This is a genomic window from Hymenobacter psychrophilus, assembly GCF_900107135.1.
Lineage (GTDB): Bacteria > Bacteroidota > Bacteroidia > Cytophagales > Hymenobacteraceae > Hymenobacter > Hymenobacter psychrophilus.
Genome location: NZ_FNOV01000007.1, coordinates 159,025 through 183,578 on the forward strand (window position 1 = coordinate 159,025; position 24,554 = coordinate 183,578).

At 60.2% G+C, this 24,554-nt stretch carries 18 protein-coding genes; 12 read left to right on the forward strand and 6 right to left on the reverse strand.

The features are described 5' to 3' along the window. Positions 1-25: 25 nt before the first annotated feature. Positions 26-2,272 (reverse strand): TonB-dependent receptor, encoded by a 2,247-nt coding sequence (locus BLW21_RS12170; protein WP_092740595.1) that lies wholly within the window; start codon positions 2,270-2,272, stop codon positions 26-28. 92 nt (positions 2,273-2,364) lie between these two features. Next, positions 2,365-2,808: an HYC_CC_PP family protein gene (locus BLW21_RS12175; RefSeq protein WP_092740371.1), complete on the reverse strand. Its 444-nt coding sequence runs from the start codon at positions 2,806-2,808 to the stop codon at positions 2,365-2,367. Positions 2,809-3,148: 340 nt separating this feature from the next. On the opposite strand from BLW21_RS12175, the gene rsmH reads away from it, so the two are divergent. The 12 genes from rsmH to ftsZ all read left to right on the forward strand — a co-directional run bounded on the left by rsmH (position 3,149) and on the right by ftsZ (position 19,682). Then, on the forward strand, positions 3,149-4,078 hold the full coding sequence (rsmH, locus tag BLW21_RS12180) for a 16S rRNA (cytosine(1402)-N(4))-methyltransferase RsmH (RefSeq protein WP_092740373.1): 930 nt from the start codon (positions 3,149-3,151) through the stop codon (positions 4,076-4,078). A 4-nt stretch (positions 4,079-4,082) separates the two neighbouring features. After that, positions 4,083-4,802, forward strand: a complete 720-nt coding sequence (locus BLW21_RS21535) for an FtsL-like putative cell division protein (RefSeq protein WP_175470951.1) — start codon at positions 4,083-4,085, stop codon at positions 4,800-4,802. Continuing rightward, positions 4,799-6,967, forward strand: coding sequence for a penicillin-binding protein (locus BLW21_RS12190; RefSeq protein WP_092740375.1), 2,169 nt, complete (start codon positions 4,799-4,801; stop codon positions 6,965-6,967). Before BLW21_RS21535 ends, BLW21_RS12190 begins: the two co-directional genes overlap by 4 nt. A 132-nt stretch (positions 6,968-7,099) precedes the next feature. Beyond that, positions 7,100-8,575 carry a UDP-N-acetylmuramoyl-L-alanyl-D-glutamate--2,6-diaminopimelate ligase gene (locus BLW21_RS12195; RefSeq protein ID WP_217633863.1) on the forward strand — a complete coding sequence of 492 codons (1,476 nt, stop codon included), beginning with the start codon at positions 7,100-7,102 and terminating at the stop codon, positions 8,573-8,575. Between the two features lie 210 nt (positions 8,576-8,785). Beyond that, positions 8,786-10,006: a phospho-N-acetylmuramoyl-pentapeptide-transferase gene (gene mraY, locus BLW21_RS12200; RefSeq protein WP_092740379.1), complete on the forward strand. Its 1,221-nt coding sequence runs from the start codon at positions 8,786-8,788 to the stop codon at positions 10,004-10,006. A 250-nt stretch (positions 10,007-10,256) separates the two neighbouring features. After that, on the forward strand, positions 10,257-11,615 hold the full coding sequence (gene murD / locus BLW21_RS12205) for a UDP-N-acetylmuramoyl-L-alanine--D-glutamate ligase (RefSeq protein ID WP_092740381.1): 1,359 nt from the start codon (positions 10,257-10,259) through the stop codon (positions 11,613-11,615). 120 nt (positions 11,616-11,735) lie between these two features. Beyond that, positions 11,736-12,908 carry an FtsW/RodA/SpoVE family cell cycle protein gene (locus tag BLW21_RS12210; protein ID WP_092740383.1) on the forward strand — a complete coding sequence of 391 codons (1,173 nt, stop codon included), beginning with the start codon at positions 11,736-11,738 and terminating at the stop codon, positions 12,906-12,908. 108 nt (positions 12,909-13,016) lie between these two features. Then, positions 13,017-14,108 carry an undecaprenyldiphospho-muramoylpentapeptide beta-N-acetylglucosaminyltransferase gene (gene murG, locus BLW21_RS12215; RefSeq protein WP_092740385.1) on the forward strand — a complete coding sequence of 364 codons (1,092 nt, stop codon included), beginning with the start codon at positions 13,017-13,019 and terminating at the stop codon, positions 14,106-14,108. Positions 14,109-14,193: 85 nt separating this feature from the next. Further along, the gene (locus BLW21_RS12220) at positions 14,194-15,747 is read left to right on the forward strand and encodes a UDP-N-acetylmuramate--L-alanine ligase (protein WP_092740387.1); all 1,554 of its coding nucleotides are present in this window, start codon (positions 14,194-14,196) and stop codon (positions 15,745-15,747) included. An 86-nt stretch (positions 15,748-15,833) separates the two neighbouring features. Further along, complete coding sequence (locus BLW21_RS12225) at positions 15,834-16,592, forward strand: cell division protein FtsQ/DivIB (RefSeq protein ID WP_092740389.1); 759 nt, start codon at positions 15,834-15,836, stop codon at positions 16,590-16,592. An 84-nt stretch (positions 16,593-16,676) separates the two neighbouring features. Beyond that, positions 16,677-18,056 carry a cell division protein FtsA gene (gene ftsA, locus BLW21_RS12230; RefSeq protein ID WP_092740391.1) on the forward strand — a complete coding sequence of 460 codons (1,380 nt, stop codon included), beginning with the start codon at positions 16,677-16,679 and terminating at the stop codon, positions 18,054-18,056. Positions 18,057-18,185: 129 nt separating this feature from the next. Then, positions 18,186-19,682, forward strand: a complete 1,497-nt coding sequence (ftsZ, locus tag BLW21_RS12235; protein WP_092740393.1) for a cell division protein FtsZ — start codon at positions 18,186-18,188, stop codon at positions 19,680-19,682. 478 nt (positions 19,683-20,160) lie between these two features. Here the strand turns inward: ftsZ and BLW21_RS12240 are convergent, their stop codons facing one another. The 4 genes from BLW21_RS12240 to BLW21_RS12255 all read right to left on the reverse strand — a co-directional run bounded on the left by BLW21_RS12240 (position 20,161) and on the right by BLW21_RS12255 (position 24,427). After that, entirely contained in the window at positions 20,161-20,688 is a 528-nt protein-coding gene (locus BLW21_RS12240; protein ID WP_092740395.1) for an NADPH-dependent FMN reductase, read from the reverse strand. Between the two features lie 116 nt (positions 20,689-20,804). Continuing rightward, the gene (locus BLW21_RS12245; protein ID WP_092740397.1) at positions 20,805-21,560 is read right to left on the reverse strand and encodes a succinate dehydrogenase/fumarate reductase iron-sulfur subunit; all 756 of its coding nucleotides are present in this window, start codon (positions 21,558-21,560) and stop codon (positions 20,805-20,807) included. A gap of 135 nt (positions 21,561-21,695) precedes the next feature. Next, complete coding sequence (locus BLW21_RS12250; RefSeq protein WP_092740399.1) at positions 21,696-23,630, reverse strand: fumarate reductase/succinate dehydrogenase flavoprotein subunit; 1,935 nt, start codon at positions 23,628-23,630, stop codon at positions 21,696-21,698. A gap of 26 nt (positions 23,631-23,656) precedes the next feature. Then, a complete protein-coding gene (locus tag BLW21_RS12255) occupies positions 23,657-24,427 on the reverse strand; it encodes a succinate dehydrogenase cytochrome b subunit (protein WP_092740401.1) in 771 nt (256 codons plus the stop codon). Between the last annotated feature and the right edge of the window lie 127 nt (positions 24,428-24,554).

Consider the following 24,554-nt stretch of genomic DNA (forward strand, 5'->3'; position numbering starts at 1 on the left):
TTACAGGTGAAAAAAGGCCGATATACTACGGCAGCGTGAAGCGCATGCCCAGGTAACTCATGCGCCCGTATACCGGGCCCCATGCCATGGCCGCATCGAAAGCCGGGCCAAACGGTGCCTCGGCTCCCTGAATGGGGTTGCGCTGGCGGTAATTGGTTAGGTTCTCGACGCCGGCGTACACCTCCCAGCGCTTGAAAGCCCGCGTGATCTGGGTGTTGAGCAGAGCGTAGCGGGGGCTAAGCGACCGGCCCAAGTCGGCTGTGCCAGGCTCGGGAGCCAAGGGCCGCCGGCCGTAGCCCTGCACTGTCAGGTCGGCGCGCCACTTATCGAAGGCCGTGGCGTAAGCCAGGTTGAGAAACAGGCGGTGGCGGGGCACCAGCACCCGCGGCAGTAACTCGCCGCTGTAGGTGGTCTGTACATCGAGGTATTTGTAGGCGGCCTTGGCTTCCAGGCCCTTCAGGGGCTGCACCTGCACTTCGGCCAGGAAACTGCGCGAGTAGCTGCGCCCGCCCGGCTCCAGATTACCAATCAGTAACTGGTCGGGGGCGGTATAGGAATCGACCACCACCTGGTTCTGAAATTCGGTGTGGTAGTAATCGGCCACGAGCGTGCCCTGGCGGCCGAAGGCGTTGAAGTACTGGGTGGCCGAGCCGCCCAGGCTCCAGGCCTTTTCGGGTTGCAGATCGGGGCTGATAACAAAGTCGCGCGAGCTGACAAACATACCCGAGTTTTCGGCCAGCGGATTGGCTACCCGCAGGCCCTTGCCGGCCGCAAAGCGCAACACCGTGTTCTTGGCCGGGTCGTACTTCACGTTCAGGCGGGGCGTAAGCAGCCAGCCGTAGAGGTTGTGCCGGTCGAGGCGCAGGCCCCCGACTACCGTCAGGTTGCTGGCGTTCTGGTAGGTGTACTCGCCGAACGCGCCCGGCACCTGCTCGCGGCGGTTGCGGGCCAGCAGTGCCGCGCTGGTAGTGCTGGGGTTGTAGGTTTCGCGGTAGTCGTCGTGCAGAAAGCTCAGGCCGGTGCGGTAGGTGTGGGCCGTGGTCCCGATGATGCTCTGAAACAGCAGCGTGGCCAGCCCCGTGCGCTGGCGGCCGTCGTAGTCGCGGCGGCCGTAGCGGGAGGTGAAGTCGTGGTCGGTACCGCTCAACAGCAGCCCCAGGCTCTGGTAGGGCCGGCCGGCCCAGGCGTAGCTGGCTTTGGCGTAGCCGGTGTAGCGGTTGGTTTCCTGCGTGATGCCGTAATAGGGGCCGGGCGCCTCTTCGCGGAAGCCCACTTGCCCGCCCTGGCGGGTTTCACGCAGCGCGCCCAGCCCGACTTCGGTCACGAAGCCATTGCCCGAGTTGTACTTCCACTTATTGAACGCGTTGAACTGGGTGGCCCGGGGCAGGTCCAAAAAGCCGTCGTCGTTGCGGTCGATGCGGCCGCCCAGGTGGTCGGTGTGCAGCAACAGGGCCGTGCTCAGCTTGGGCGTGAGCCGGGTGGCCAGGTTCAGGTTGAGGTCGAATTTGCCCATGTCGTTGACGTAGGCGTTGAAGTGCAGGCGGTCGGTTTTGGCGGGGTCTTTCAGGTGGATGTTCACCTGGCCGGCAATGCTCTCGTAGCCGTTCACTACCGAGCCCATGCCCTTAATAATGTCGATGCCCTCAATCCAGGGGCCGGCCAGGTAGCCCAGGCGGTAAGGCGTGGCCAGCCCGCGCAGGGCCGGCAGATTTTCCAGCGTCAGCAGCGTGTAAGCCCCATCGAGCCCCAACAGCTGAATCTGCTTGGCCCCCGACACGGCGTCGGAGGTCGATACTTCTACCGAGGCGTTGGTTTCGAAACTCTCGGCCAGGTTGCAGCAGGCCGATTTGGTGAGGTCGCGGCTGGTGATAACCTGGGTGTTGGTGGGCGTGAGGCCCGAGTAGGCCAGGGCCCGGGCCTGCACCTGCACTTCGCCAAGTTCGGCGGAGCGGCGGAGCGGCACGCGAAGGTAGCGGCTATCGGCCCGCACGGTGTCGGCCAGGTAACCCAGAAAATTGATGATGAGCCGGTTGTCGGTGCCGGCGGGGCGCACCAGCGAGAAGGCGCCCTGCTCGTCGGTAGTGGTGGCCCCGGCGGGGTTGCTCAGCCAGCGGACGACGGCGCCGGGCACGGGGGTGCTGGTGGTGGCATCGAGCACCTGCCCGCGCACGGGAGCCACGGAAGGGTCGGGCGTCTGGGCCCGGGCGGCACTGGCTGCCAGCACGAGGCCGGCCACTGCCAACGCCCGGCTATGCCGGATAGAGGAATTCATAAAAAGCAGGTATTTAGCGTTTTCCGAAATAAGCGCCGACCCAACCGGGCCCGGCAAAGCGGGCTGCCCAAACGGCAGCCTCCGGAAAAACGCTAAACGACCAGTATGCCCACCCGCACGAGCAACGCCCGCCCGCCCAGCGGCGGCGGCGACGAGTCGGCCGCGTACCAGTGCGCTGCGGCCCGGTGCAGGGCAGCAGCTTTAAAGGCCGGGAACGGGGCCGTGGGCCAGGCCGGCAGCAGGGCCGGTACCGACGTCTTCGCCCAGTTCAACTGCGCCGAAGCGGCATCGAGCTTATGAAAATGAGCACCGAACTCACAGCACGACTTAACCAGAGGAACCACTTCGGCCTGGTGGGGACTATCGGCCGTCTGCACTGGCGGGCAGCCATGCCGGGCGGGCCGGAAGATAACGTCGGTGCTGCGCTGTCCGCTTTGCAGGCACAGGTGCTGCTGCACCGCCAGGCCCACCGAGGAGGTGAGCACCAGCAGGGCCAGCCAGACACTGAAGAGCCGATGGAGAAGCGGACGTTTCATAAGCACCAGCAAAGATACAGCATGCAGCGCCGGGAGCTCGTTCGGGATGGAGGCCGGGTTGTTCAGGCTTCAGGGCTGCGGGCCGAAGCGCCCGCATAAACAGGCAGCGCATCGGGGCTGAGCCGCCTTTTTTCTCCAGACTCCTCGGCGGGAATGCTCCGGGTGGCTGGGCGGCAGAAAACAGGAAAGTCGGGTTGGCTTTGCCCGCCAGATGTGTACTTTTGACTTCCAACGAATTCAATAAGCAATACCGGCAGGCGTTAGCGTGCCGTTTTCCGGAGCCTGACGCAGGGGAAGCCCGACAGCCTGCCCGGCCCCCGAGTTTTAGCCCCGCCCCGCCGTGCCCGATTACAACAACGATACTGCCTACCACCGCCCGGTGATGCTGCGCGAGTGCCTCGATGCCCTCGACCTGCAGCCCGCGGGCCGCTACGTAGATGTTACGTTTGGCGGCGGCGGCCACTCGGCCCGCATGCTGGAGCGGCTGCAAAGCCCCGGCCACCTCTACAGCTTCGACCAGGATGCCGATGCCGAGGCCGAGGCCGCCCAGCTGGCCCGGCCCGAGTTTACGTTCATCCGCGCCAACTTCCGCCACCTGTTTCAGGAGCTTGGCCAGCGCGGAGCTCTGCCCGTCGATGGTCTGCTGGCCGATTTAGGCGTCTCGTCGCACCAGTTTGATACGCCGGAGCGCGGCTTCAGCACCCGCTTCGACGGGCCGCTGGATATGCGCATGGACCCCGACGGCCCCGACGCCTCGGCTGCCGACCTCATCAACGAATACTCCGAGGCCGAGCTACACCGCATTTTCGGCATGTACGGCGAGGTAACCAACGCCCGTACGCTGGCCGCCACGGTGGCCTCGGCGCGCCGCGGACAGTCCATTACCACCATTGCGGCCCTCAAGAAAGCCATTGCGCCCTGCACGCCGCGGGGCAAGGAAAACAAGTACCTGGCCCAGGTTTTCCAGGCCCTGCGCATCGAGGCCAACGACGAAATGGCCGCCCTGCGCGAGATGCTGGAGCAAACCGCCCGGGTGTTGCGCCCCGGTGGCCGGCTGGTGGTGATGAGCTACCACTCGCTCGAAGACCGGCTGGTAAAGAACTTCCTGGCCAAGGGGAAATTCTTTGGTGAAGCCGATAAGGACTTGTTTGGCCGCACCGATTTGCCCTTCGAGGTCGTTACCCGCAAGCCCCTGGAGGCTACGCCCGAAGAAATTGCCCTCAACAGCCGCGCGCGTTCGGCGAAGCTGCGCATCGCAATTAAAAAGTAAACAGATGTCCGCCAATACCGTTCGCCCTGCCAGCACCCCGCCCCGTGCCAACGTGGCCCGCGCCCCGGAGCCGGAGCGCCCGTCGGTGGCGGCTGGCCCGGAGCCGGAAGCTGCCCCCGAGCCTGCGCCCCGGCCCGTGCGGGCGGCCCGGTCGGTAGCTGCCAAGCGAAGCTCCTGGAGCGTGTTTACGCTGCTGGACCGCGCCACGCGCATGGACGGGCTGTTTCGGGAAGGGCTGCCGGTACGGTTGCTGCCGCACCTGCTGTTTATCATGTTCCTGGTGCTGCTTTACATCGGCAATACGCACTACGCCACGCGCATGAACCGGAGCATTCAGAAGATTAAGCTGGAAACTGAGGACCTGCGGGCCGATTACACCACGCTTAAATCTGACTATATGGAGGCCAGCAAACAGAGTGAGGTGGCCCGCCGGGTGGCCGCCTACGGGCTGGTGGAAAGCTCCTCGCCCCCCTTCCACATTGCCGTGCCCGCCGGTGGTCTCGACGAGGCCAAGCTGGACATGATGCCCGTGCTCACGGCCGACTCGGTAACGGCCATGACGGCCCGCGCCCGCGCCGACTCGTTGCGCCGGGCCGTGGGCCCGGCCCTGGGCGGCGATTCGGTGGAAGTGGGCGCTCCGCCTGTTCCCATCGGCACCGACCTCAACGGCGAGCCGGCCCCGGCCGCCGCTTCATCCAACCGAGCTACAACCCGCCGTCGATGAAAGGAAACGTTAAGAAGAGTATCGTTACCCGCGTGCGGCTGGCCTTTTTGGGGGTTTGCCTGTTTTCGGCGGCTATTGTGTGGCGCATCAGCCACATCCAGTTCACTGAAGGCGCCAAATGGAGCGCCCTGGAGCAGGAGCGGCGGGTCATCTACCAACCCGTTTTCGCTACCCGGGGCAACATTTACTCTGACAATGAGAGTATTATGGCGACCTCGCTGCCCTTCTACCGGGTGGCCTGGGACCCGAGCGTGGTGAATGAGGCCCTGTTTAATCAGAAGGTCGATTCGCTGGCCGGGCTGCTGGCCGGCTTCTTTGGCGACCGGAGCAAGCAGGAGTATTTTCGCAAGCTCAAGAACGCCCACGACCCCAAGCGGGGGGTGCGCTATATCCGGCTCAACTCGCGGCAAATCAACTTTCAGGAGAAGAAGGAGCTGGCTTCGTGGCCGATTTTCCGGGAGGGCAAGAACCGGGGCGGGGTCATTTTTGAGAAGATTGACAAGCGGTTCCGGCCCTTTGGGGGGCTGGCCCAGCGCACAATTGGCTTTCTGAACGAGGACAAGAACGGGGCGGGCCTGGAGTTTACCTTCAACCGCCACCTGGCCGGCCGCGACGGCGAGGCCCTGTTTGAGCGGCTGCCCGGCGGCAACAAGCCCATCTACGATGGCACCGAGGTGAAGGCCCAGCCGGGCTACGACGTGAAAACCACGCTCGATATCAACCTCCAGGACATGGCCGAAAATGCCCTGTACAAGTCGCTGGTGCAGAATAACGCCCAATACGGCACCGTGATTCTGATGGAGGTAGCCACCGGCCACATCAAGGCCGTGGCCAACCTGGGCAAGGTGGCCGACGGCGTGTACCGCGAAAACTACAACTACGCCATTGCCGACCAGGGCCGTACCGAGCCGGGCTCGACCTTCAAGCTAGCGTCGATGATGGCTGCCTTCGAGGAAAACCCCGATCTGCAGCTTACCGATACCATAAACACCGGCCGCTCGGGCGCCATGCGCATCGGTGGGGCCGTAAAAACCGATTCGCACCCTTACGGCCGGATTTCCATCCAACAGGTGTTCGAGAAATCGTCGAATATTGGGGTGGCACTGCTCACCGAGCGCACGTTCAGCAAGAACCCCGACGAGTACACCAACTACCTCAAGCGTTTCGGGCTCGATAAGCCGCTGGGCTTCCAGATGGCCGGCGAGGCGCGGCCCTACATCAAGGACCCCACGGACCGGAGCTGGAGCCGCACTTCCCTGAGCACGATGAGTATCGGCTACGAGCTGAAGCTGGCCCCGCTCCAGACGCTGGCCTTTTACAACGCCGTGGCTAACAATGGGGTGAAGATGCAGCCCATGATTGTGAGCGAAATCAAGCAGGCCGACAAGATAATTGAGCGGTTCGAGCCGGTGGTGCTCATCTCTAAAATCTGCTCCGAGGAGACCTTGCAGAAAGTGCGCACGATGATGGAGGGCGTGGTGGAGCACGGCACGGCCCGCGGCATCCGCACCAGCGACTACCTGATTGCGGGCAAAACCGGCACGGCCTGGAAGTTCAAGAACGGCGCCTACACCCGCACTTACTCCACTAGTTTCTGCGGCTATTTCCCGGCCGACAAGCCCAAGTACAGCTGCATTGTGGTGGTTGACTCGCCCAAAAACGGCCGCATTTATGGCGGCGACGTGGCCGCGCCGGTATTCCGCGAGCTGGCTGACAAAGCCATGGCCCGCGACGCGGCCTCGGAACGGCCGTTGCTGGCCCGCGCCCCGGTGCGCCGCTCGCCGGTGCCCCTGGTAAGGGCTGGCCTGCAGGACGAGTTGACGATGATGTTCGGCCAGCTGGGCGTGCGCCACGAGGGCGGCGGCGCCACCGACGATTGGGTGCGCACCTCCCGCGCCGACTCGCAGGCCGCTGATGTGCAGTTACGGCCCATGCCGCTGCGCCCCGGCCGCGTACCCAACGTGGAAGGCCTGACGTTGCGCGATGCGCTGTTTCTGCTCGAAAACCGCGGCCTGCGGGTGCGCACCAGCGGCTCGGGCCGGGTAACCAGTCAGTCGGTAGCCGCCGGTACCCCCGCCCAGCGCGGTACCACGGTGCTGCTGACGTTGGAGCCGATTGGTATGCAGTCGCGGCCGTTGGCGGTACAAGTGGCCGCTACGCCGTAACTATTTCCGTGAATGCCCCGGGGCTGAAGCCCTGGGCTAGTTAGCGACCTCCGGTTAGCGCGCTCCACAGCCCAGGGTTTCAACCCGGGGACGTTTGGGCTAGGGCCCGATGAACGATTTACCAGACGAATTTTGAATCAGACGACCACGCTTGCCCAACTCCTGACCGCTGTAGCCGTGCTCGACCAGCACGGTCCGACGGAAGTTTCTATTCGTTCCCTCACGCTGGATTCGCGCCAGGCAGGGCCGGGAGCCGTATTTTTCGCATTGCGCGGCACGGCTGCCGACGGCCACCAGTTCATTGCCAAAGCGGTGGAGCAGGATGCGGCTGTGGTGGTGTGCGAGGAGTTGCCGGCCGAGCTGAACCCGGCCACCAGCTACGTGCAAGTGGCCGATTCGGCGGCGGCAATGGCCCTGATGGCAGCCGGGTTCTACGGGCATCCATCCAGGCAGCTGCAGCTGGTGGGTATTACGGGCACCAACGGCAAAACTACCTGCGCCACCATGCTGCACAAGCTTTTTCGGGAGCTGGGCTACCATTGCGGGCTGCTGAGCACGGTGCAGAACCAGATTGATGAGCAGGTGATACCCAGTACCCATACGACGCCCGACGCCATTCGCCTCAATGCGCTGCTGGCCGAAATGCTGCGGGCCGGTTGCACCCACGTGTTTATGGAAGTCAGCTCGCACGCCGTGGTGCAGCACCGCGTTACGGGCCTGCACTTCGCGGGGGGCGTGTTCACCAACCTCAGCCACGACCACCTCGACTACCACGGCACTTTCGATAACTACTTAAAGGCCAAGAAGAAGTTCTTCGACAACCTGCCGAAGTCGGCCTTTGCGTTGAGCAATGCCGACGACAAGCGCGGGGCCGTGATGCTCCAGAACGTAGCCGGCCGCCGCGAAACGTACTCGTTGCGCGGCCACGGCGAGTTTCGGGCGCGGCTGCTGGAAAACGCCGTACATGGCCTGCACCTCGAACTAGCGGGTCGCGAGGTACAGTTTCGGCTGATTGGCGTGTTCAACGCCTACAACCTGCTGGCCATTTACGGCACGGCGGTGCTGCTGGGCGAAGACGCTACGGAAGTGCTCACGGTGCTGTCGGGCCTCACCTCGGCGCCCGGCCGCTTCGAGCCGGTGGTATCGGAGAAAGTGCATATTACGGGCATCGTAGATTACGCCCACACGCCCGACGCGCTGGAAAACGTGCTCCAGACCCTGGCCGACATCCGCCAGCCCAGCCAGCAGATTATTACGGTGGTGGGCTGCGGCGGCAACCGCGACGGGGCCAAGCGCCCCGAAATGGCCCGCCTGGCGGCCGTACTCTCCGACCGCGCCGTGCTGACCTCCGACAACCCCCGCTTCGAAGACCCCAACGACATTCTGGCCCAGATGCAGGCCGGCGTGCCGGTAACCGCGCTGGGCAACGTCCTCACCATTGCCGACCGGCGCGAAGCCATCAAAACCGCCGTAGCCCTGGCCCAGCCCGGCGACATTGTGCTGGTAGCCGGCAAAGGCCACGAAACTTACCAGGAAATCAAAGGCGTCAAAAACGACTTCGATGACAAGCAGGTGCTGAAGGAGATGTTCGAGCTGCTGGGGAAGTAGGGCTTTGGGCAGTGAAAGGCTGTCATCCTGAGCGCAGCGAAGGACCTTATCACGTTACAACTGGTCGTTACGATGTGATAAGGTCCTTCGCTGCGCTCAGGATGACAGGCGTTTTCATTAATGCATCCCCAAAAACTCACCCTTAACCGCTAATCCCTCCCCGCTAAAATTTACCTTTGCGCTTCAACCTGCCTGCCGAACACCGCGCCCATGCTGTACTACCTGTTTAATTACCTCTATAAAGTACACCACATTCCGGGCACCGGCGTGATGCAGTACAGCTCGTTTCGGGCGGCGCTGGCCATTGTGTCGTCGCTGATAATTGCGCAGTATTTTGGGGCCCCGCTGATCCGGCTGTTGCAGCGCCAGCAGATCGGCGAAACTATCCGCGACCTGGGCTTGCAGGGGCAGGCTGAGAAGAAGGGTACCCCCACCATGGGCGGCCTGATTATTCTGCTGGCCATTCTGGTACCGGTGCTGCTGTTTGCCAAGCTCGACAACATCTACATTATTCTGATGCTGCTGAGCACGGTTTGGCTGGGCTTGATTGGCTTTGTCGACGATTACATCAAGGTAGTAAAGAAAAACAAGGACGGGCTGGCCGGCCGGTTCAAGATTCTGGGCCAGGTGGGCCTGGGCCTCACGGTGGGCTGGGTGCTGTTCTTCAGCAACGACGTAACCGTGCGCCAGTACGTGCTGCCCAACGGCACGTTTTCGGCCGTAGATGCCAGCGGGGTGTATCAGGACGTGAAGCTGATGATTACCACCGTGCCGTTCATTAAGAACAACGAGCTCAACTACGGCGACCTGTTCGCCACGGCCGGCGACTTTTTCAACGAGTACTACGCCTTCTTCTACATTCCCATCGTCATCCTCATCATCACGGCCGTCAGCAACGGAGCCAACCTCACCGATGGCCTCGACGGGCTGGCGGCGGGTACTTCAGCCATTATCGGCACTACGCTGGCCGTTTTTGCCTTCGTGAGCGGCAACGCGCTGCTGGCCGATTACCTCGACATCATGTTCATCCCTAACTCGGGCGAGTTGGTTATCTTCTGTGCCGCTTTCGTAGGAGCCTGCGTGGGCTTTCTGTGGTACAACAGCTATCCGGCCCAGGTATTCATGGGCGATACCGGCTCGCTGGCCATCGGCGGAATCATTGCCGTGCTGGCCCTTATCGTGCGCAAGGAGCTGCTTATTCCGGTGCTGTGTGGGGTGTTTCTGATTGAAAGTCTCTCGGTGATGGCGCAGGTGAGCTACTTCAAATACACCCGGCGCAAGTACGGCGAAGGCCGGCGGCTGCTGCGGATGTCGCCGCTGCACCACCACTACCAGAAACTAGGCTATCATGAGTCCAAAATCGTGTCGCGCTTCTGGATTGTGAGCATCATGCTGGCCGTATTGACTTTGGTGACGTTGAAACTGCGCTAGAAAGAGTAGTGAGTAGTTGGTATTGAGTAATGAGACTTTGAAGCTGTTTAGCAAGTCGTCTTTTTTACGAGTGTGTCATCCTGAGCGCAGCGAAGCACCTTATCGCGACTGAGCCGCCATTATGCCGCCATGGTAAGGTCCTTTGCTGCGCTCAGGATGACAGACTTTTTGACTTTCTACACAGCTTCTTTGCCAATTCTTAACTAACCGGTTTTCTCATTACTCAATACCAACTACTCATTACTAAATAATGCATTACGTAATTCTAGGAGCCGGCGAGAGTGGGGTAGGGGCGGCGCTGCTGGCCCAGGCCAAAGGCCACACCGTGTTCGTATCCGACCAAAGCCCGATTCAGCCCAAGTACCAGCAGAAGCTGCGCAACGCCAATATCCGGTTCGAGGAAGGCGGGCACACGCTGGAAGAAATCCTGACGGCCGACGAGGTGGTGAAAAGCCCCGGCATCCCGGAAAAAGCCGCCGTCATTCAGGCGTTGCGCAAGCAGGGCACGCCTATTATTTCCGAAATCGAGCTGGCCGGGCGTTATACCCGCGCCCGGTGCATTGCCATTACGGGCACCAACGGCAAAACCACCACCACGCTGCTCACCTACCACCTGCTGAAGGAAAGCGGCCTGAACGTGGGGCTGGCCGGCAACGTGGGCTACTCGCTGGCCGAACAGGTGATTGCCGATGCCCACGACTACTATGTATTGGAGTTGAGCTCTTTTCAGCTCGACGACACCTATGACTTCCAGCCCTGGGTGGCCGTGCTGCTCAACATCACCCCCGACCACCTCGACCGTTACGACTACTCGCTGGAGAAGTACGCCCAGTCCAAGCTGCGCATTACCCAGCGCCAGGACAGCAGCAACTTCTTCCTCTACAACGCCGACGACGAAACCATCCAGCGCTACTTCCCCGGTGCGCTGCGGCCGGTGCGCCAGCTGCCCTTCAGCCTGCACCACCGCCCCGATTTCCACCTGGCGGGCTACTACCTGCAGGAGGAAGTTGCGCGCATAGATCTGCTGCCCGGCTTCTACAGCAAAGCCGAGGAAATCAGCACCGCCACTTCGCCCCTTATCGGCCAGCACAACCGCCAGAACACGCTGGCCGCCATTCTGTGCGCCCGGCTGGCTGGCCTGGAGGCCGCGCAGATTGAGGCCGCCCTGGCCTCGTTCCACAACGCCGACCACCGGCTGCAGCGGGTGGGCGAGTACAACGGCGTGCGCTTCATCAACGACAGCAAGGCCACCAACGTGGAGGCCGCCTGGTACGCCCTCGACGGCATCAGGGCCCCGATTGTGTGGATTGCGGGCGGCACCGACAAGGGCAACGACTACAGCAGCCTGCAGCCGCTGGCCGAAAACCGGGTAAAAGCGCTAATTTGCCTGGGGCTCGACAACGATAAGCTCCGCGCCAGCTTCGGCAGCGTAGTGCCGCACCTCGAAGAAACTCAAAGCATGGTTGCCGCTGTGCAGCGGGCCGCCGCCCTCGCCGCCCCCGGCGACGTGGTGCTGCTCTCGCCCGCCTGCGCCTCCTTCGACCTGTTCCAGAACTACGAGGACCGTGGCCGGCAATTCGCGGCGGCGGTGGCTGACCTAAGCGAATAGCGGTTGCCGCAGATGCACGCAGAGGTTTCCGCAGAGGTCCGCAGAACGTTCTGCGAGCCTCTGCGCCTCTTCTGCGGACCTCTGCGGCAACCGCCGAAAGAACATTTAACCGTAAAAACAGTGGTAAACAACTGGCTTCGTAAAAACCTGAAGGGCGACCCTATTCTGTGGGGCATCGTGCTGCTGTTTTCGCTGATTTCCATTGCCGTCGTGTACTCGGCAACGGGCACGCTGGCGTACAAAAGCCGGGGCGGCAACACCGAGTACTTCCTGTTCAAGCACACCAGCCTGATTGTGGTGGGCCTGCTGTTTATGTGGCTGGCGCACCGCATCGACTACCGGCACTACTCGCGCCTCTCGTTGTATGCGCTGCTGGCGTCGGTGCCACTACTCATCTTCACCTTCGTGATGGGCTCGACGCTCAACGAGGCCTCGCGCTGGCTCACTATTCCGGTCATCAACCAAACTTTCCAGCCCTCCGACCTGGCCAAGCTGGCCCTCATTACGCATTTGGCGTCCATGCTCAGCCGCCGCCAGCAAAACGTGGGCGACTTTAAAACGACGCTGCTGCCGGTGATGATTTGGGTGGGCGTCATCTGCGGCCTCATTATACTTTCCAATGCCTCTACGGCGCTGCTGCTGTTTGCTACCTGCCTGTTGCTGATGTTTGTTGGGCGGGTGCCACTCAAGCAGATGGCCGTGATGGTGGCCATCGGCGTGGTAGTGGGTGGCGTGGGTCTGGCTGCCGGGCAGCGCTGGAAAACGGTGCAGTCGCGCATCGAGAGCTTCACCGACAAGAGCAAGCCGGTGCCGTTTCAGCTCGAACACGCCTACATTGCCGAGGCCACCGGCGGACTGTTTGGCAAAGGGCCCGGCAAAAGCACCGAGCGCAACATCATGCCCCACCCCTATTCCGACTTCATCTACGCCATTATCATCGAAGAATATGGCCTGTTGGGGGGGGTAGTGGTGCTGTTTCTTTACTTAGCCTTTCTCTATCGAGGGCTGAAAACGGTGATGAACAGTTATGGCGCGTTCGGGGGGCTGCTATCGGCGGGGCTTACGTTTAGCTTGGTTTTGCAGGCCATGGTGAATATGGGCGTAGCCGTGGGCCTGGGCCCGATTACTGGCCTGCCGCTGCCGTTGCTGAGCATGGGCGGCACTTCGCTTATCTTCACCGGAATCAGCATCGGTATTATCCTGGCCGTAAGCCGGGGCGAGCGGGAAATCCGCCCCATGAGCGACCAGCCCGCCGATACCGCCCGCATTCCCAAGGTGTCGGTGAGCTATTAGCGGTTGACGACAGTGCTTAGCTGTTCGTGCCTGGTAATGGGGCCGTTCTAGTCTTTTGGCGGCGTCCAATAACCCAAGCACCAAGCATAAAATACGAAGCTCGAAACCATGAAACTCATCATCAGCGGCGGCGGAACCGGGGGGCACATTTTTCCGGCCGTAGCCATTGCCAACGAAGTCCGCCGCCGGTTTCCCGATGCCAACATACTGTTTGTGGGAGCCAATGGGCGCATGGAGATGACGCGGGTACCCGAGGCCGGCTACGAAATCATCGGCCTCGATATTGCCGGCCTGCAACGCAGCCTGACGCCCAAAAACCTGCTTTTTCCCATCAAAGTGATGCGGGCGGTGCGTAAGGCGGGCAAAATCATCGAAGATTTCCGCCCCGATGCGGTAGTAGGCGTGGGCGGCTACGCCTCGGCTCCGGTACTGCTGGCGGCCACTTCGCGGGGTATTCCGGCCCTTATTCAGGAGCAGAATTCCTATGCCGGCCTCGTAAACAAGCTGCTGGCCAAGCGGGTGCAGCGCATCTGCGTGGCCTACGAGGGCATGGATAAGTTCTTTCCCAACGACCGGCTGACGCTAACCGGCAACCCGGTGCGCGCCGAAATTGCCGCCGGCCAACGCGCCGCCGCCCGCGCCTTTTTCGGGCTCGATAACACCCGGCCGGTGCTGCTCGTTATCGGGGGCAGTTTGGGCGCCCGCACGCTCAACCAGACCACTGCCGCCGCCCTGCCTCGCCTGCAAGCGGCCGGCATGCAGCTGCTCTGGCAAACCGGTAAGCTTTACTTCCCTGAGGCCCAGCAGCAGGCTGCGCCCTACCAAGCCGACGGCCTGCAGGCCCTGGAGTTCATCCGCCGCATGGACCTGGCCTACGCCGCTGCCGACGTCGTCGTGAGCCGGGCCGGGGCGCTGTCGGTGTCGGAGCTGTGCCTGACGGGCAAGCCGAGCATCCTGGTGCCCTCGCCCAACGTGGCCGAAGATCATCAGACCAAAAATGCGCTGGCCCTCACCACCCAGGATGCGGCCTTGCTTGTGCGCGACACCGATGCCGCCGCCACGCTCTACGACGAGGCCTTGGCGCTGCTCCAGAACCCAGTGCAGCAGCAGCAGCTAAGCGCCAACATCCGGCAGTTGGCCCGTCCCCAGGCCACGGCCACGATTGTGGACGAGCTGCTGAAACTGATTCCGACGGGGTGAAGAATGGCACACACCCGACTGCCGCCCTTCGCAGGTTGCGGGTGATATACGACTTCTATTACTCAACTCAGTTTTCCATTTCCCAATGAAATCCAACGTCTTTTTCCTGGGAATCGGCGGCATCGGCATGTCGGCGCTGGCACGCTGGTTCCAAGCCAACGGGCACGTGGTGAGCGGCTACGACAAAACCCGCACGCCCCTGACGGCTGCCCTGACGGCTGAGGGCATCAGTATTCACTACGATGACGCGGTGGAGAGTATTCCGCTGACCGTACGCGAAAACCCCGCCGATACGCTGGTAGTGCTTACACCCGCTATTCCGAAGGACCATCGTGAGTGGGCCTGGCTGCGGGAGCAGGGCTACGACATTCGCAAGCGTAGCCAGGTGCTGGGCGTGCTCACCGAAGGCCGGCCCACCATTGCGGTGGCCGGCACCCACGGTAAAACCACCACCAGCAGTATGGTGGCCCACTTGCTTCACCACGCCGGCGTGCCTTGCGCGGCATTCCTGGGTGGTATCAGCGTGAATTTGGGCTCGAACCTACTGGTGCCGGAATCAATTAAAAACGAAAAATCAAAAATTAGAAATTCTCCGGAAGGAGTTGATAATGATACCAATAGTCAAGCGCCAGAAGCGAATAACGAACAACAAAAAACGAGCAACGAAAACGACCTGACCACTGACAACGGGCAACTGGTAACTCGAAATATTCCCGTTGTAGTGGAAGCCGATGAGTACGACCGGAGCTTCCTGACGCTGTTTCCGACGGTGGCTATTGTAACGAGTACCGATGCCGACCACCTCGATATTTATGGCGACGCCGACACGCTGCTCGAATCATTCCGGCAATTTGTGGGGCAGATTCAGCCGGGCGGTACGTTGCTTATCAACCATACGGCCGATGCCAGCGTGGCCGCCGCCGCGCCGGCTGGGGTACGGGTGCTGCGCTACGGCCTCTCGCCCGGCCAAGGCCCGGAGCTGTACGCCGCCAACATTACCGCCGATGGGCACTTGTTCCGGTTTGATATGCACGGGCCGGCCGGGCCAGTGCCAGGGCTGGAACTGGCCGTCCCGGGCTTCCACAATGTGGAGAATATGTTGGCCGCTGCCTGCGTGGCCCGCCTCTACGGCCTTACCGATGAGCAGCTGCGCGCCGCCGTGGCTGCTTATCGGGGGGTGAAGCGCCGCTTCGAGTTTATTGTAACGGCCGGCACGCCCGCGCAGCCCAAGGTGTACGTGGATGACTATGCTCACCATCCGCGCGAAATTGAGGCCTTCCTGCAGTCGTTGCGGGCCCTGTATCCGGGGCGGCGGCTGCGGGTGGTTTTCCAGCCGCATCTCTACAGCCGCACGCGCGATTTTGCCCCCGGATTTGCTGAGAGCCTGAGCCTTGCCGACGAAGTAGTGCTACTCGACATCTACCCGGCCCGCGAGCAGCCATTGCCGGGCGTTACGGCGGAATTGATTTTGTCCCAAATCACGGCGCCGGTGAAATCTCTGCAAACCAAGGCAGAAATTTTGCAAAATGCCGAAACCAATCCCAATTTTGACGTATTAGCCACCGTAGGCGCTGGCGACATAGACCAATTAGTGCCTCAATTAAGGAATATTTTGAATCTTCGCTGGCAGAATGGCTGAGTTGCTGGTCGTAACGCGTTGGGCCGGTACTGCCGCAAAGCCAGCGCAGCATTCCAGAGCCTCAAAACCGAGCCCCAAAACCCCAAATGAAGCGCAACGCCCATAATCTGCTGATTGCCACCGTATGCCTGCTGCTCCTGCTGGGGTTAGGGGCATTTGCGGCCGTGCGGCAGGCCAACCGTAAAGTGGGCGGCGTGATTGTGTCGGTCAGCAACGAGTTTAATAATTTCTTTATTGGTCAGCGGGAAGTGACGGGTCTGCTGACCCGCCAGGGACGTGACCGGCTGGAAGGCGCTGCGCCCACCGACATTGACTTAAAGGCGCTCGAATCCCGCCTGAAGGCCCATAGTTTCGTGAAGGAGGCCCAAGTGTACCGCGACCTGGCTGGCAACCTGCACGCCGATGTGCGCCAGAGCCGCCCCATTGCGCGCCTCGTGCACGCCGACTCGCGCCAAGACAGCTACCTTGATACTGATGGGCGCCGACTGCCGCTTTCCTCGCTGTTCACGGCCCGGGTAGTACCTATCTCGCGGCCCGGTGGCGTGCCGCTGGCCGCCGCCTTCTTTCAGGACAGCAGCGGCACACGTTACCTGGAGTTTCTGCGTTACATCGACGAAAAACCTTTCTGGCGGGCCCAAGTCGCGGAAATCTTTGTGGCGCCTAACGGAAAAATTTCTTTCACCCAGCAAGTGGGTGACCAACGAGTAGAATTTGGTTTTCCGGATAATATTTCGGAAAAATTCGCGAAACTAATGGTATTTTACCGGCAAATTCCGCCGGTACTTGGCTGGGACACGTACCACCGCGTCAACGTCGAATTCAAAGACCAGATCATCTGTGAATAAAATTATCCGTCTAAAACGCTACCTTAAAGCGGATTAAACGACTTTTTACTGCCTGCACCTGCCAACCTCTCGCCCTTCCCTCTCATGCAACACGATAAAATTGTAGTCGGCCTCGACATCGGTACCACCAAAATATGTGCCTTGGTGGGCCGCAAAAATGAATTTGGCAAGCTCGAAATTCTCGGCTTGGGCAAGGCCGTATCGGAGGGCGTAGTGCGGGGTATTGTATCGAACATCGACAAAACGGTGGACGCTATTAAGAAGGCTATCCGGCAGGCAGAGGAGCAGTCAGGCATCAACATTGGCGTGGTGAATGTGGGCATTGCGGGCCAGCACATCAAGAGCCTGCAGCACAATGGCAGTATCACTCGCACCTCGGCCGAAACCGAAATAACCCAGGCCGATGTGGAGCGCCTCACCAGCGACATGTATCGCCTCGTGACGCCGCCCGGTTCGCAGATTATCCACGTAATGCCCCAGGATTATAAGGTGGATTACGAGGAGGGCATCCTGGACCCGGTAGGCATGTCGGGTGTGCGGCTGGAGGGCAATTTCCACATCATTACGGCGCAGAGCACGGCCATCAACAACGTATACAAATGCGTTACAAAAGCCGGGCTGGAGATTGATAACCTGATTCTTGAGCCGCTGGCATCGAGCATGTCGGTGCTGAGCGACGAGGAGAAGGAAGCGGGCGTGGCCTTGGTTGACATTGGCGGAGGAACGACTGATTTGGCCATCTTCAAGGACGGCATCATCCGCCACGCGGCAGTACTGCCCTTCGGTGGCAATATCATCACCACCGACATCAAACAAGGCTGCCAGGTGATGCAGAACCAAGCCGAGCAGCTGAAAGTAAAGTTCGGCAAGGCTATTGCTGAGGAAGCCTCAGAGTACGAAATCGTGAGCATCCCCGGCTTGCGCGACCGGGCCCCGAAGGAAATCAGCCTGAAAAACCTGGCTTACATCATCGAAGCCCGCATGGAGGAAATCGTGGAGCTGGTGTACGCCGAAATCCAGCGCCTAGGCTTCCAGGACAAGTTGGCGGCCGGCATTGTAATGACCGGTGGCGGTTCGCAGCTCCAAAACTTAGTGCAGCTAACGGAGTTCATTACGGGCCTTGATACGCGCATCGGCTACCCCAACGAGCACTTGGGCAAGAGCAAAATTGAAGCCGTGAAATCGCCTATGTATGCCACCACGGTGGGCTTGGTGCTGGCTGGCTACCGCTCGCTCGACGACCGCTTGGCCCAGCGCGGCTACGAGGAGCCCGAAACCGAGCAGAACTACTACGTGTCTACCCCCGATACCCGCCCCGTTGCGGCGCCACAAGCGCAGCCCGCTCCGGCTACACCAGCTGCCGAGAAGGCCACTAAAAAACCGGGGCCCGGCGACTTTTTTCAGAGAATTATTAATCGCACTAAAGACTTGCTGATTAATGACTTCGATGATAAGCAATACTAGTGTTAATTATGAGTTTTAATTCATGGGTTTTGAATGGCAAAAACTGAAATGGTACGCTAATCGGCCATTCGGTTTTTCTAATTCAAAATCTGTAATTCAAAATCCATAATTCATAAGCGACCCTCAAACATGAATTATACTTTCGACATTCAACCGCAATCAACGTCCATCATCAAGGTGATTGGGGTGGGGGGCGGTGGCTCCAATGCGGTCAAGCACATGTATGCCCAGGGCATCAAGGACGTGGAGTTCGTTATCTGCAACACCGATAAGCAGGCTCTGGCATCGTCGCCGGTACCCAACCGCATGCAAATCGGCATCGACCTGACCGAGGGGCTGGGAGCGGGGGCAAACCCCGAGCGCGGCAAGCAGGCCGCCATCGAGAGCCGCGAACAAATCCGGGAGCTACTGAGCCAAGGCACCCGTATGGTGTTCATTACGGCCGGTATGGGCGGGGGCACCGGTACGGGTGCCGCGCCTGTAATTGCCAAAGTGGCCAAGGAACTTGGTATTTTGACGGTCGGCATCGTGACGGCCCCGTTTATGTTTGAGGGCCGCAAAAAGCGTCAGCAGGCTGAGCAGGGCATCAAGGAGCTGAGCGAAGACTGCGACACGGTACTGGTAATTCTCAACGATAAAATTCGTGAGATGTACGGCAACCTGCCCTTGAGCGCTGCTTTCGCTAAGGCTGATACCGTATTGACAACGGCTGCTAAGTCGATTGCCGAGATTATTACGGTGACCTCGGATGTGAACGTGGACTTCGAAGACGTGAAAACGGTGATGAAGGACTCGGGTGCTGCTGTAATGGGTAGCAGCGTAACGGAGGGCGAGAACCGCGCCGCCCGCGCTGCCGAGGAAGCCTTGGCCTCGCCTTTGCTCAACAATACCGACATCCACGGTGCCCAGCGCATCCTGCTCAGCATCATGTCGGGCGACCAGGCCGAACTGGAGATGGACGAGTTGACCGAAATTACGGAATATATCCAGGAGAAAGCCGGCCAGAATGCCGAGGTTATTTTCGGCCACGGTATCGACCCTTCGTTGGGCCAGAGCATCCGCGTAACCGTAATTGCCACTGGCTTTGCCCGCGATGCACACAACATTACAGCTGTGGTGCCCCGTGATGATGCCCGGGCCATGCCTATGGGGGCGTCTACGGAGGCCGCCGAAACGTCTGAGCCGGCGGCAGCAGCGCCTGCATCGGTAGTGCCTAGCTTCGGCAGCCCTGCGCCAGTCGAGCCGCCGGTGGTTGTTCGCAACCTCGATACCTCGCCCCCGCAGCATAGCGCCGGGCCGGTGGCCGCCCCGTCGATGCCTGCCCCAGAGCCGCAGCTGCAGTATCAGTATCCGCCGCAGACGCCCGTGGCCACTATACAGCACAGCTTGCCCCGGCCTTCGTTGGAGGCCCGGGCCGAAGAGCGCCGCCAGCGCCTGCAAGCCTTGAGCAACGGCCTAACCAACGATGCGCTTAAGGAGCAACTGGAGACGCCGGCTTACCTGCGTCGGCAAGTGAAGCTGGAAAACGTAGTGCCTTCTTCAGAGCAGAACGTGAGTCGTTTCAACCTCTCCGATGATAACGAGTTGCTGGGCGACAACCGCTTTTTGCACGACAACGTGGACTAGCGGGTCAATCAGTAGCATTATAGATGCAATAGGCCGCCCCGAATTGATCGGGGCGGCCTATTGCATCTATAGCTATTGTTAAGCCGCTAGCGCAGCGAATCGTTGAGTGGCAGAGACTGTGCTGAATCGGCCGGGAAGCGGTCTGGATCCATCATTTCGCGTTCGGGGGCAAGCTGGCCGCTCTTGCCCCGATGCGGTGTGAGTGTGCAAGCATTCAGCAGTATTAGGCTCAGCATTAGCAGTGAGTATTTCATTGGCAGAGAGTGGTTAGCGAATCAGCCCTTACGCAAGCGGCCAACTTTAGATCATTTGCTATAGTAGGAACGTGGCTGAAAGCCCCTGTATTGTGCCGCTAATGGGTGTGTCGCCTTTGTGTCTCTGTCCGTAAACCTGAAATTCGTGATAGTCGCTATGCCACGCTATTCCCTTGATCAGCATAGCAGCCGAGATGCAGCCCAGCGCCGGCTCATCGTGGTGTTTAGAATTTTAGTAGGTGCGCTACCTGCTCGCGTAAGAGCTGCTGGTAAAGCGGCTCCGTTAACTCGCCGTTGGCGCTTAGGTGGCGGTCGATGAAGGGTAGGCGCACGCGCTGGGGCAGCACGGCAGTGCTCAGATACATCAGAATGTCGGTGAGGTGGTTGAGGGCCAGCAGGCCACCCTGGCCACCGCTACTCAGCCCTACCAACGCTGCCTTCTTGTTTCCAAGTCCGGCAGGGTAGGGCAAGCCGTCGATAAAGGCCTTCAGCACCCCCGGAAACGAGCAGTTGTATTCAGGCACAATGAATACCAGCTTATCGGCGATACTGACTTGAGATGCCAAGCGGTTGAAGCCTTCATGGCTGCCGGCATTGTTGTAAAGGGCTGAAGTGGTAAAATCGGCGGGTAGTTCCAGCAGGTCCAGAATCTGGGCCTCGGCGCCGTGCTCGGCCAGCAAGCGGGCGTATAAATCGGCTACGCGACGGGCGCGGGAATCGGGGCGATTGGTGCCAGCAACAATAGTGAGCATTTAGTTTGGTAAAAAGGTGTCCAGCAAGAGTAATAGCCGCCGTGTGGCGAAAAAAAAGGCGAAACGGAAGCCCGTTTCGCCTTTTCAGGGAATCCTTACAGGATAACCGCCGAAGCTTACGCCAAGTTATTGGACGTTGCCTTGGCCGACAGGAATTCCTGGTTGAGGATGGCAATGTTTTCAAGCGAGATGCCCACCGGACACTCGGCAGCGCAGGAGCCAATGTTAGTGCAGGCCCCAAAGCCTTCCTTATCCATCTGGGCCACCATATTCTCGACGCGGGTTTTGCGCTCCACATGGCCCTGGGGCAGCAGTGCGAGCTGGCTTACCTTGGCCGATACGAATAGCATGGCCGAAGCGTTTTTGCAGGCTGCTACGCAGGCACCGCAACCAATGCAGGTTGCGGCCTCAAAAGCGCGGTCAGCAATATCCTTAGGAATCGGAATCTCGTTGGCATCAGGCGTACCGCCAGTGTTGATGCTAACGTAGCCGCCCGCCTGAATAATGCGGTCAAAAGCCGAACGGTCTACGCTCAGGTCTTTATTGATGGGGAAGGCCTCAGCGCGCCACGGCTCAATGGTGATAGTATCGCCATCGGAGAACTTGCGCATGTGCAACTGGCAGGTAGTGGTGCCCTGCTCGGGGCCATGGGCCCGGCCATTAATGAACAGGTTGCACGAGCCACAGATGCCTTCACGGCAGTCGTGGTCGAAAGCGACTGGCTCTTGGCCCTGGCGAAGCAGATCTTCGTTGAGCACGTCGAGCATTTCCAGAAAGGACATATCGGGCGAGATGTCCTTTACCTTATAATCGACAATGCCACCCTCGCTGATGCGGTTTTTCTGCCGCCACACCTTCAGGGTGAGGTTCATTGGTTTGGCGTTGGGGTTACTTCCGGCCATATTTTTGGCTATTAGCTGTTAGCTGAGAGCTGTTAGCTTGTCGGGCTGGAAACGCTATTGGCACGGAGCTAACAGCTAACAGCTAACGGCTAACAGCTAAAAAAATTATTTATAGCTGCGCTGGGTGAGTTTCACGTTTTCGAACGTCAGCTCCTCCTTGTTCAGCTTTTCGGGCTGGTTGTCGCCCTGGTATTCCCAGGCGGCCACGTAGGCATACTCGTCGTCGTTGCGCAGGGCCTCGCCCTCGGGCGTCTGATATTCCTCGCGGAAGTGACCACCGCAGCTTTCGTTACGGTCGAGGGCGTCGTCTACCATCAACTCGCCCAGCTCCAGGAAATCGGCCACGCGGCCGGCCTTCTCTAAGGCTTGGTTCATCTCCATTTCAGTGCCGGCCAGCTTCAGGTCGCTCCAGAATTCCTGACGTAGCTTCTGGATTTCCTGCTTGGCAAAGCGCAGACCCTCGGCATTGCGCGACATACCACAGTACTCCCACATCAGGTTGCCGAGTTTCTTGTGGAAATCGTCGGGGGTGCGGGTGCCGTTGATGCTCATCAACTGCTGCATGCGCGACTGCACGGCGGCCGTCGCCTCGGCGAAGGCCGGGTCTTCGGTCGTGACGGGCTTGGGCGGAGTAGAAGCCAGGTAGTCGCCGATGGTGTAGGGAATCACGAAGTAGCCGTCGGCCAGACCCTGCATGAGGGCCGAAGCGCCGAGACGGTTAGCGCCGTGGTCGGAGAAATTGCACTCGCCGGTGGCATAAAGCCCTTTCACTGTGGTCTGGAGGTTGTAATCAACCCAAAGGCCACCCATGGTGTAGTGAACAGCCGGATAGATGCGCATGGGCCGCTCGTAGGGGTTTTCGCCAGTGATTTTGGCGTACATGTCGAACAGGTTGCCATATTTCTGGCTCACAGCCTCGGCCGAAGTGCGCTTGATAACGTCGGCGAAGTCGAGGTACACTGCCAGGCCGGTTGAGCCTACACCTTTGCCCTCATCGCACATCAGCTTGGCGTTGCGCGAAGCTACGTCGCGGGGCACCAGGTTACCGAAAGCCGGGTACTTGCGCTCCAGGAAGTAGTCGCGGTCGGCCTCCTGAATGTCATTTACGTTGATTTCGCCCTTGCGCAGGCGTTCAGCCGTTTCTTTGGTAGCCGGCACCCATACGCGGCCATCGTTGCGCAACGACTCCGACATAAGCGTCAGCTTCGACTGGTAGTCGCCCGATACGGGAATGCAGGTGGGGTGAATCTGGGTGAAGCAGGGGTTGGCGAAGTACGCCCCCTTCTTGTGCGCCCGCCAAGCAGCGGTAGCGTTGCAGTACATAGCATTCGTGCTCAGGAAGAACACGTTGCCGTAGCCGCCGGTGGCCAGCACCACGGCGTGGGCCGCGTGCTGCTCAATCTCACCCGTCAGCAGGTTGCGGGTGATGATGCCCCGGGCCTGCCCGTCCACCGTCACCAGATCCAGCATTTCGGAGCGGGTGTACAGTTTTACTTTACCGTAAGCAACCTGGCGCGAAAGGGCCGAGTAGGCGCCCAACAGCAATTGCTGACCAGTCTGGCCGCGGGCATAGAACGTGCGGCTTACCTGAGCACCACCAAACGAGCGGTTGGCCAGCAGGCCACCGTACTCGCGGGCGAAGGGTACACCCTGGGCCACGCACTGGTCGATGATGTTGACCGATACCTGAGCCAGGCGGTACACGTTGGCCTCGCGGGAGCGGTAGTCGCCACCTTTTACCGTATCGTAAAACAAGCGGTAAATCGAGTCGCCGTCGTTCTGGTAGTTTTTGGCGGCGTTGATGCCGCCCTGAGCTGCAATGGAGTGAGCCCGGCGCGGCGAATCGTGGAAGGTAAATGCCTTCACGTTGTAGCCTAGTTCGGCCAGCGAGGCAGCGGCGGAAGCACCTGCCAGGCCGGTGCCTACCACAATGATATCGTACTTCCGTTTGTTGGACGGGTTGACGAGCTTGACGTTGAACTTATGCTTTTCCCACTTCTCGGCTATCGGGCCTTCGGGAAGTTTGGAATCGAGTACCATAAAGGGCAGAATAAGAAAGTGGGAAATTAGCGCAGTACCGCTGGCTCCTCGGTCAGGGACTGTTCAACCGTCTGACCGGTAGCAGGGCGAGGCTGGTACTGGTCGCCGAAGAACATAACAATCGGGACGAGGGCAAACAGCACTGCAATCACGACTGAGAAAACGTAGCCCGTGTAGTAAATGGCGGGCGTATACTTAGGGTGCTTGAGCCCCAACGTCTGGAACCCGCTGCGGAAGCCGTGCCAGAGGTGGTAGCCGAGCGCAATCTGCGCCAGCGCGTACAGGGCCACGTACCACGGAATTTTGAAGGAAGCGGCGGCTACCGAGTACAGGTCGCCAACCGGATGATCGAGGTTGGGCACCTTCACTTCGGCCAGGCCACCAAAGGCGTCGAAGCGGGAGCGAATCCAGAAGTTCATCAGATGAACAATCAGGAAAATGAGGAGCAGCGTGCCCAGCAGCGCCATGTTGCGCGAGGACCACTGCGAGTTCTGCTCGGAATGGTTGACCACGTACCCCTGAGCGCCACGGGCCTTTTTGTTTTTAAGCGCCAGGGCGAGGCCCTGATAAATGTGCACGGCAAAACCAAGCATGAGCACGATTTCCATGAACCGGATAACCGGATTGGTGCCCATGAACTCGGCCCAGAAGTTGAAGCTGGCCCCGCCATCGTGGCGCAACAGCTGCAGGTTGATCAACAGATGCACCACCAGAAACGAGCACAGGAACAAACCTGTGGTGGCCATAACAATTTTGCGGCCGATGCTGCTGGTGAGGGTTTTGGAAATCCAACTCATAGAGAGCTACTAAGTAGGGTGGGGAAGTCGATTATAACGGTCAAAGTTAGGTGCCCGGCTAGTAGGAAACAATCTGAATAAAGACTACAACCCGGCCGGAATCAATCGAAAGCCAACTCCGTTAGTA

Excerpts from the sequence above, each read along its gene's own strand:
- BLW21_RS12170 (WP_092740595.1), bottom strand. The coding sequence starts at position 2,272 with ATGAATTCCTCTATCCGGCATAGCCGGGCGTTGGCAGTGGCCGGCCTC.
- BLW21_RS12175 (WP_092740371.1), bottom strand. The coding sequence starts at position 2,808 with ATGAAACGTCCGCTTCTCCATCGGCTCTTCAGTGTCTGGCTGGCCCTG.
- BLW21_RS21535 (WP_175470951.1), top strand. The coding sequence starts at position 4,083 with ATGTCCGCCAATACCGTTCGCCCTGCCAGCACCCCGCCCCGTGCCAAC.
- BLW21_RS12190 (WP_092740375.1), top strand. The coding sequence starts at position 4,799 with ATGAAAGGAAACGTTAAGAAGAGTATCGTTACCCGCGTGCGGCTGGCC.
- mraY (WP_092740379.1), top strand. The coding sequence starts at position 8,786 with ATGCTGTACTACCTGTTTAATTACCTCTATAAAGTACACCACATTCCG.
- murD (WP_092740381.1), top strand. The coding sequence starts at position 10,257 with ATGCATTACGTAATTCTAGGAGCCGGCGAGAGTGGGGTAGGGGCGGCG.
- murG (WP_092740385.1), top strand. The coding sequence starts at position 13,017 with ATGAAACTCATCATCAGCGGCGGCGGAACCGGGGGGCACATTTTTCCG.
- BLW21_RS12220 (WP_092740387.1), top strand. The coding sequence starts at position 14,194 with ATGAAATCCAACGTCTTTTTCCTGGGAATCGGCGGCATCGGCATGTCG.
- BLW21_RS12225 (WP_092740389.1), top strand. The coding sequence starts at position 15,834 with ATGAAGCGCAACGCCCATAATCTGCTGATTGCCACCGTATGCCTGCTG.
- ftsA (WP_092740391.1), top strand. The coding sequence starts at position 16,677 with ATGCAACACGATAAAATTGTAGTCGGCCTCGACATCGGTACCACCAAA.
- ftsZ (WP_092740393.1), top strand. The coding sequence starts at position 18,186 with ATGAATTATACTTTCGACATTCAACCGCAATCAACGTCCATCATCAAG.
- BLW21_RS12240 (WP_092740395.1), bottom strand. The coding sequence starts at position 20,688 with ATGCTCACTATTGTTGCTGGCACCAATCGCCCCGATTCCCGCGCCCGT.
- BLW21_RS12245 (WP_092740397.1), bottom strand. The coding sequence starts at position 21,560 with ATGAACCTCACCCTGAAGGTGTGGCGGCAGAAAAACCGCATCAGCGAG.
- BLW21_RS12250 (WP_092740399.1), bottom strand. The coding sequence starts at position 23,630 with ATGGTACTCGATTCCAAACTTCCCGAAGGCCCGATAGCCGAGAAGTGG.
- BLW21_RS12255 (WP_092740401.1), bottom strand. The coding sequence starts at position 24,427 with ATGAGTTGGATTTCCAAAACCCTCACCAGCAGCATCGGCCGCAAAATT.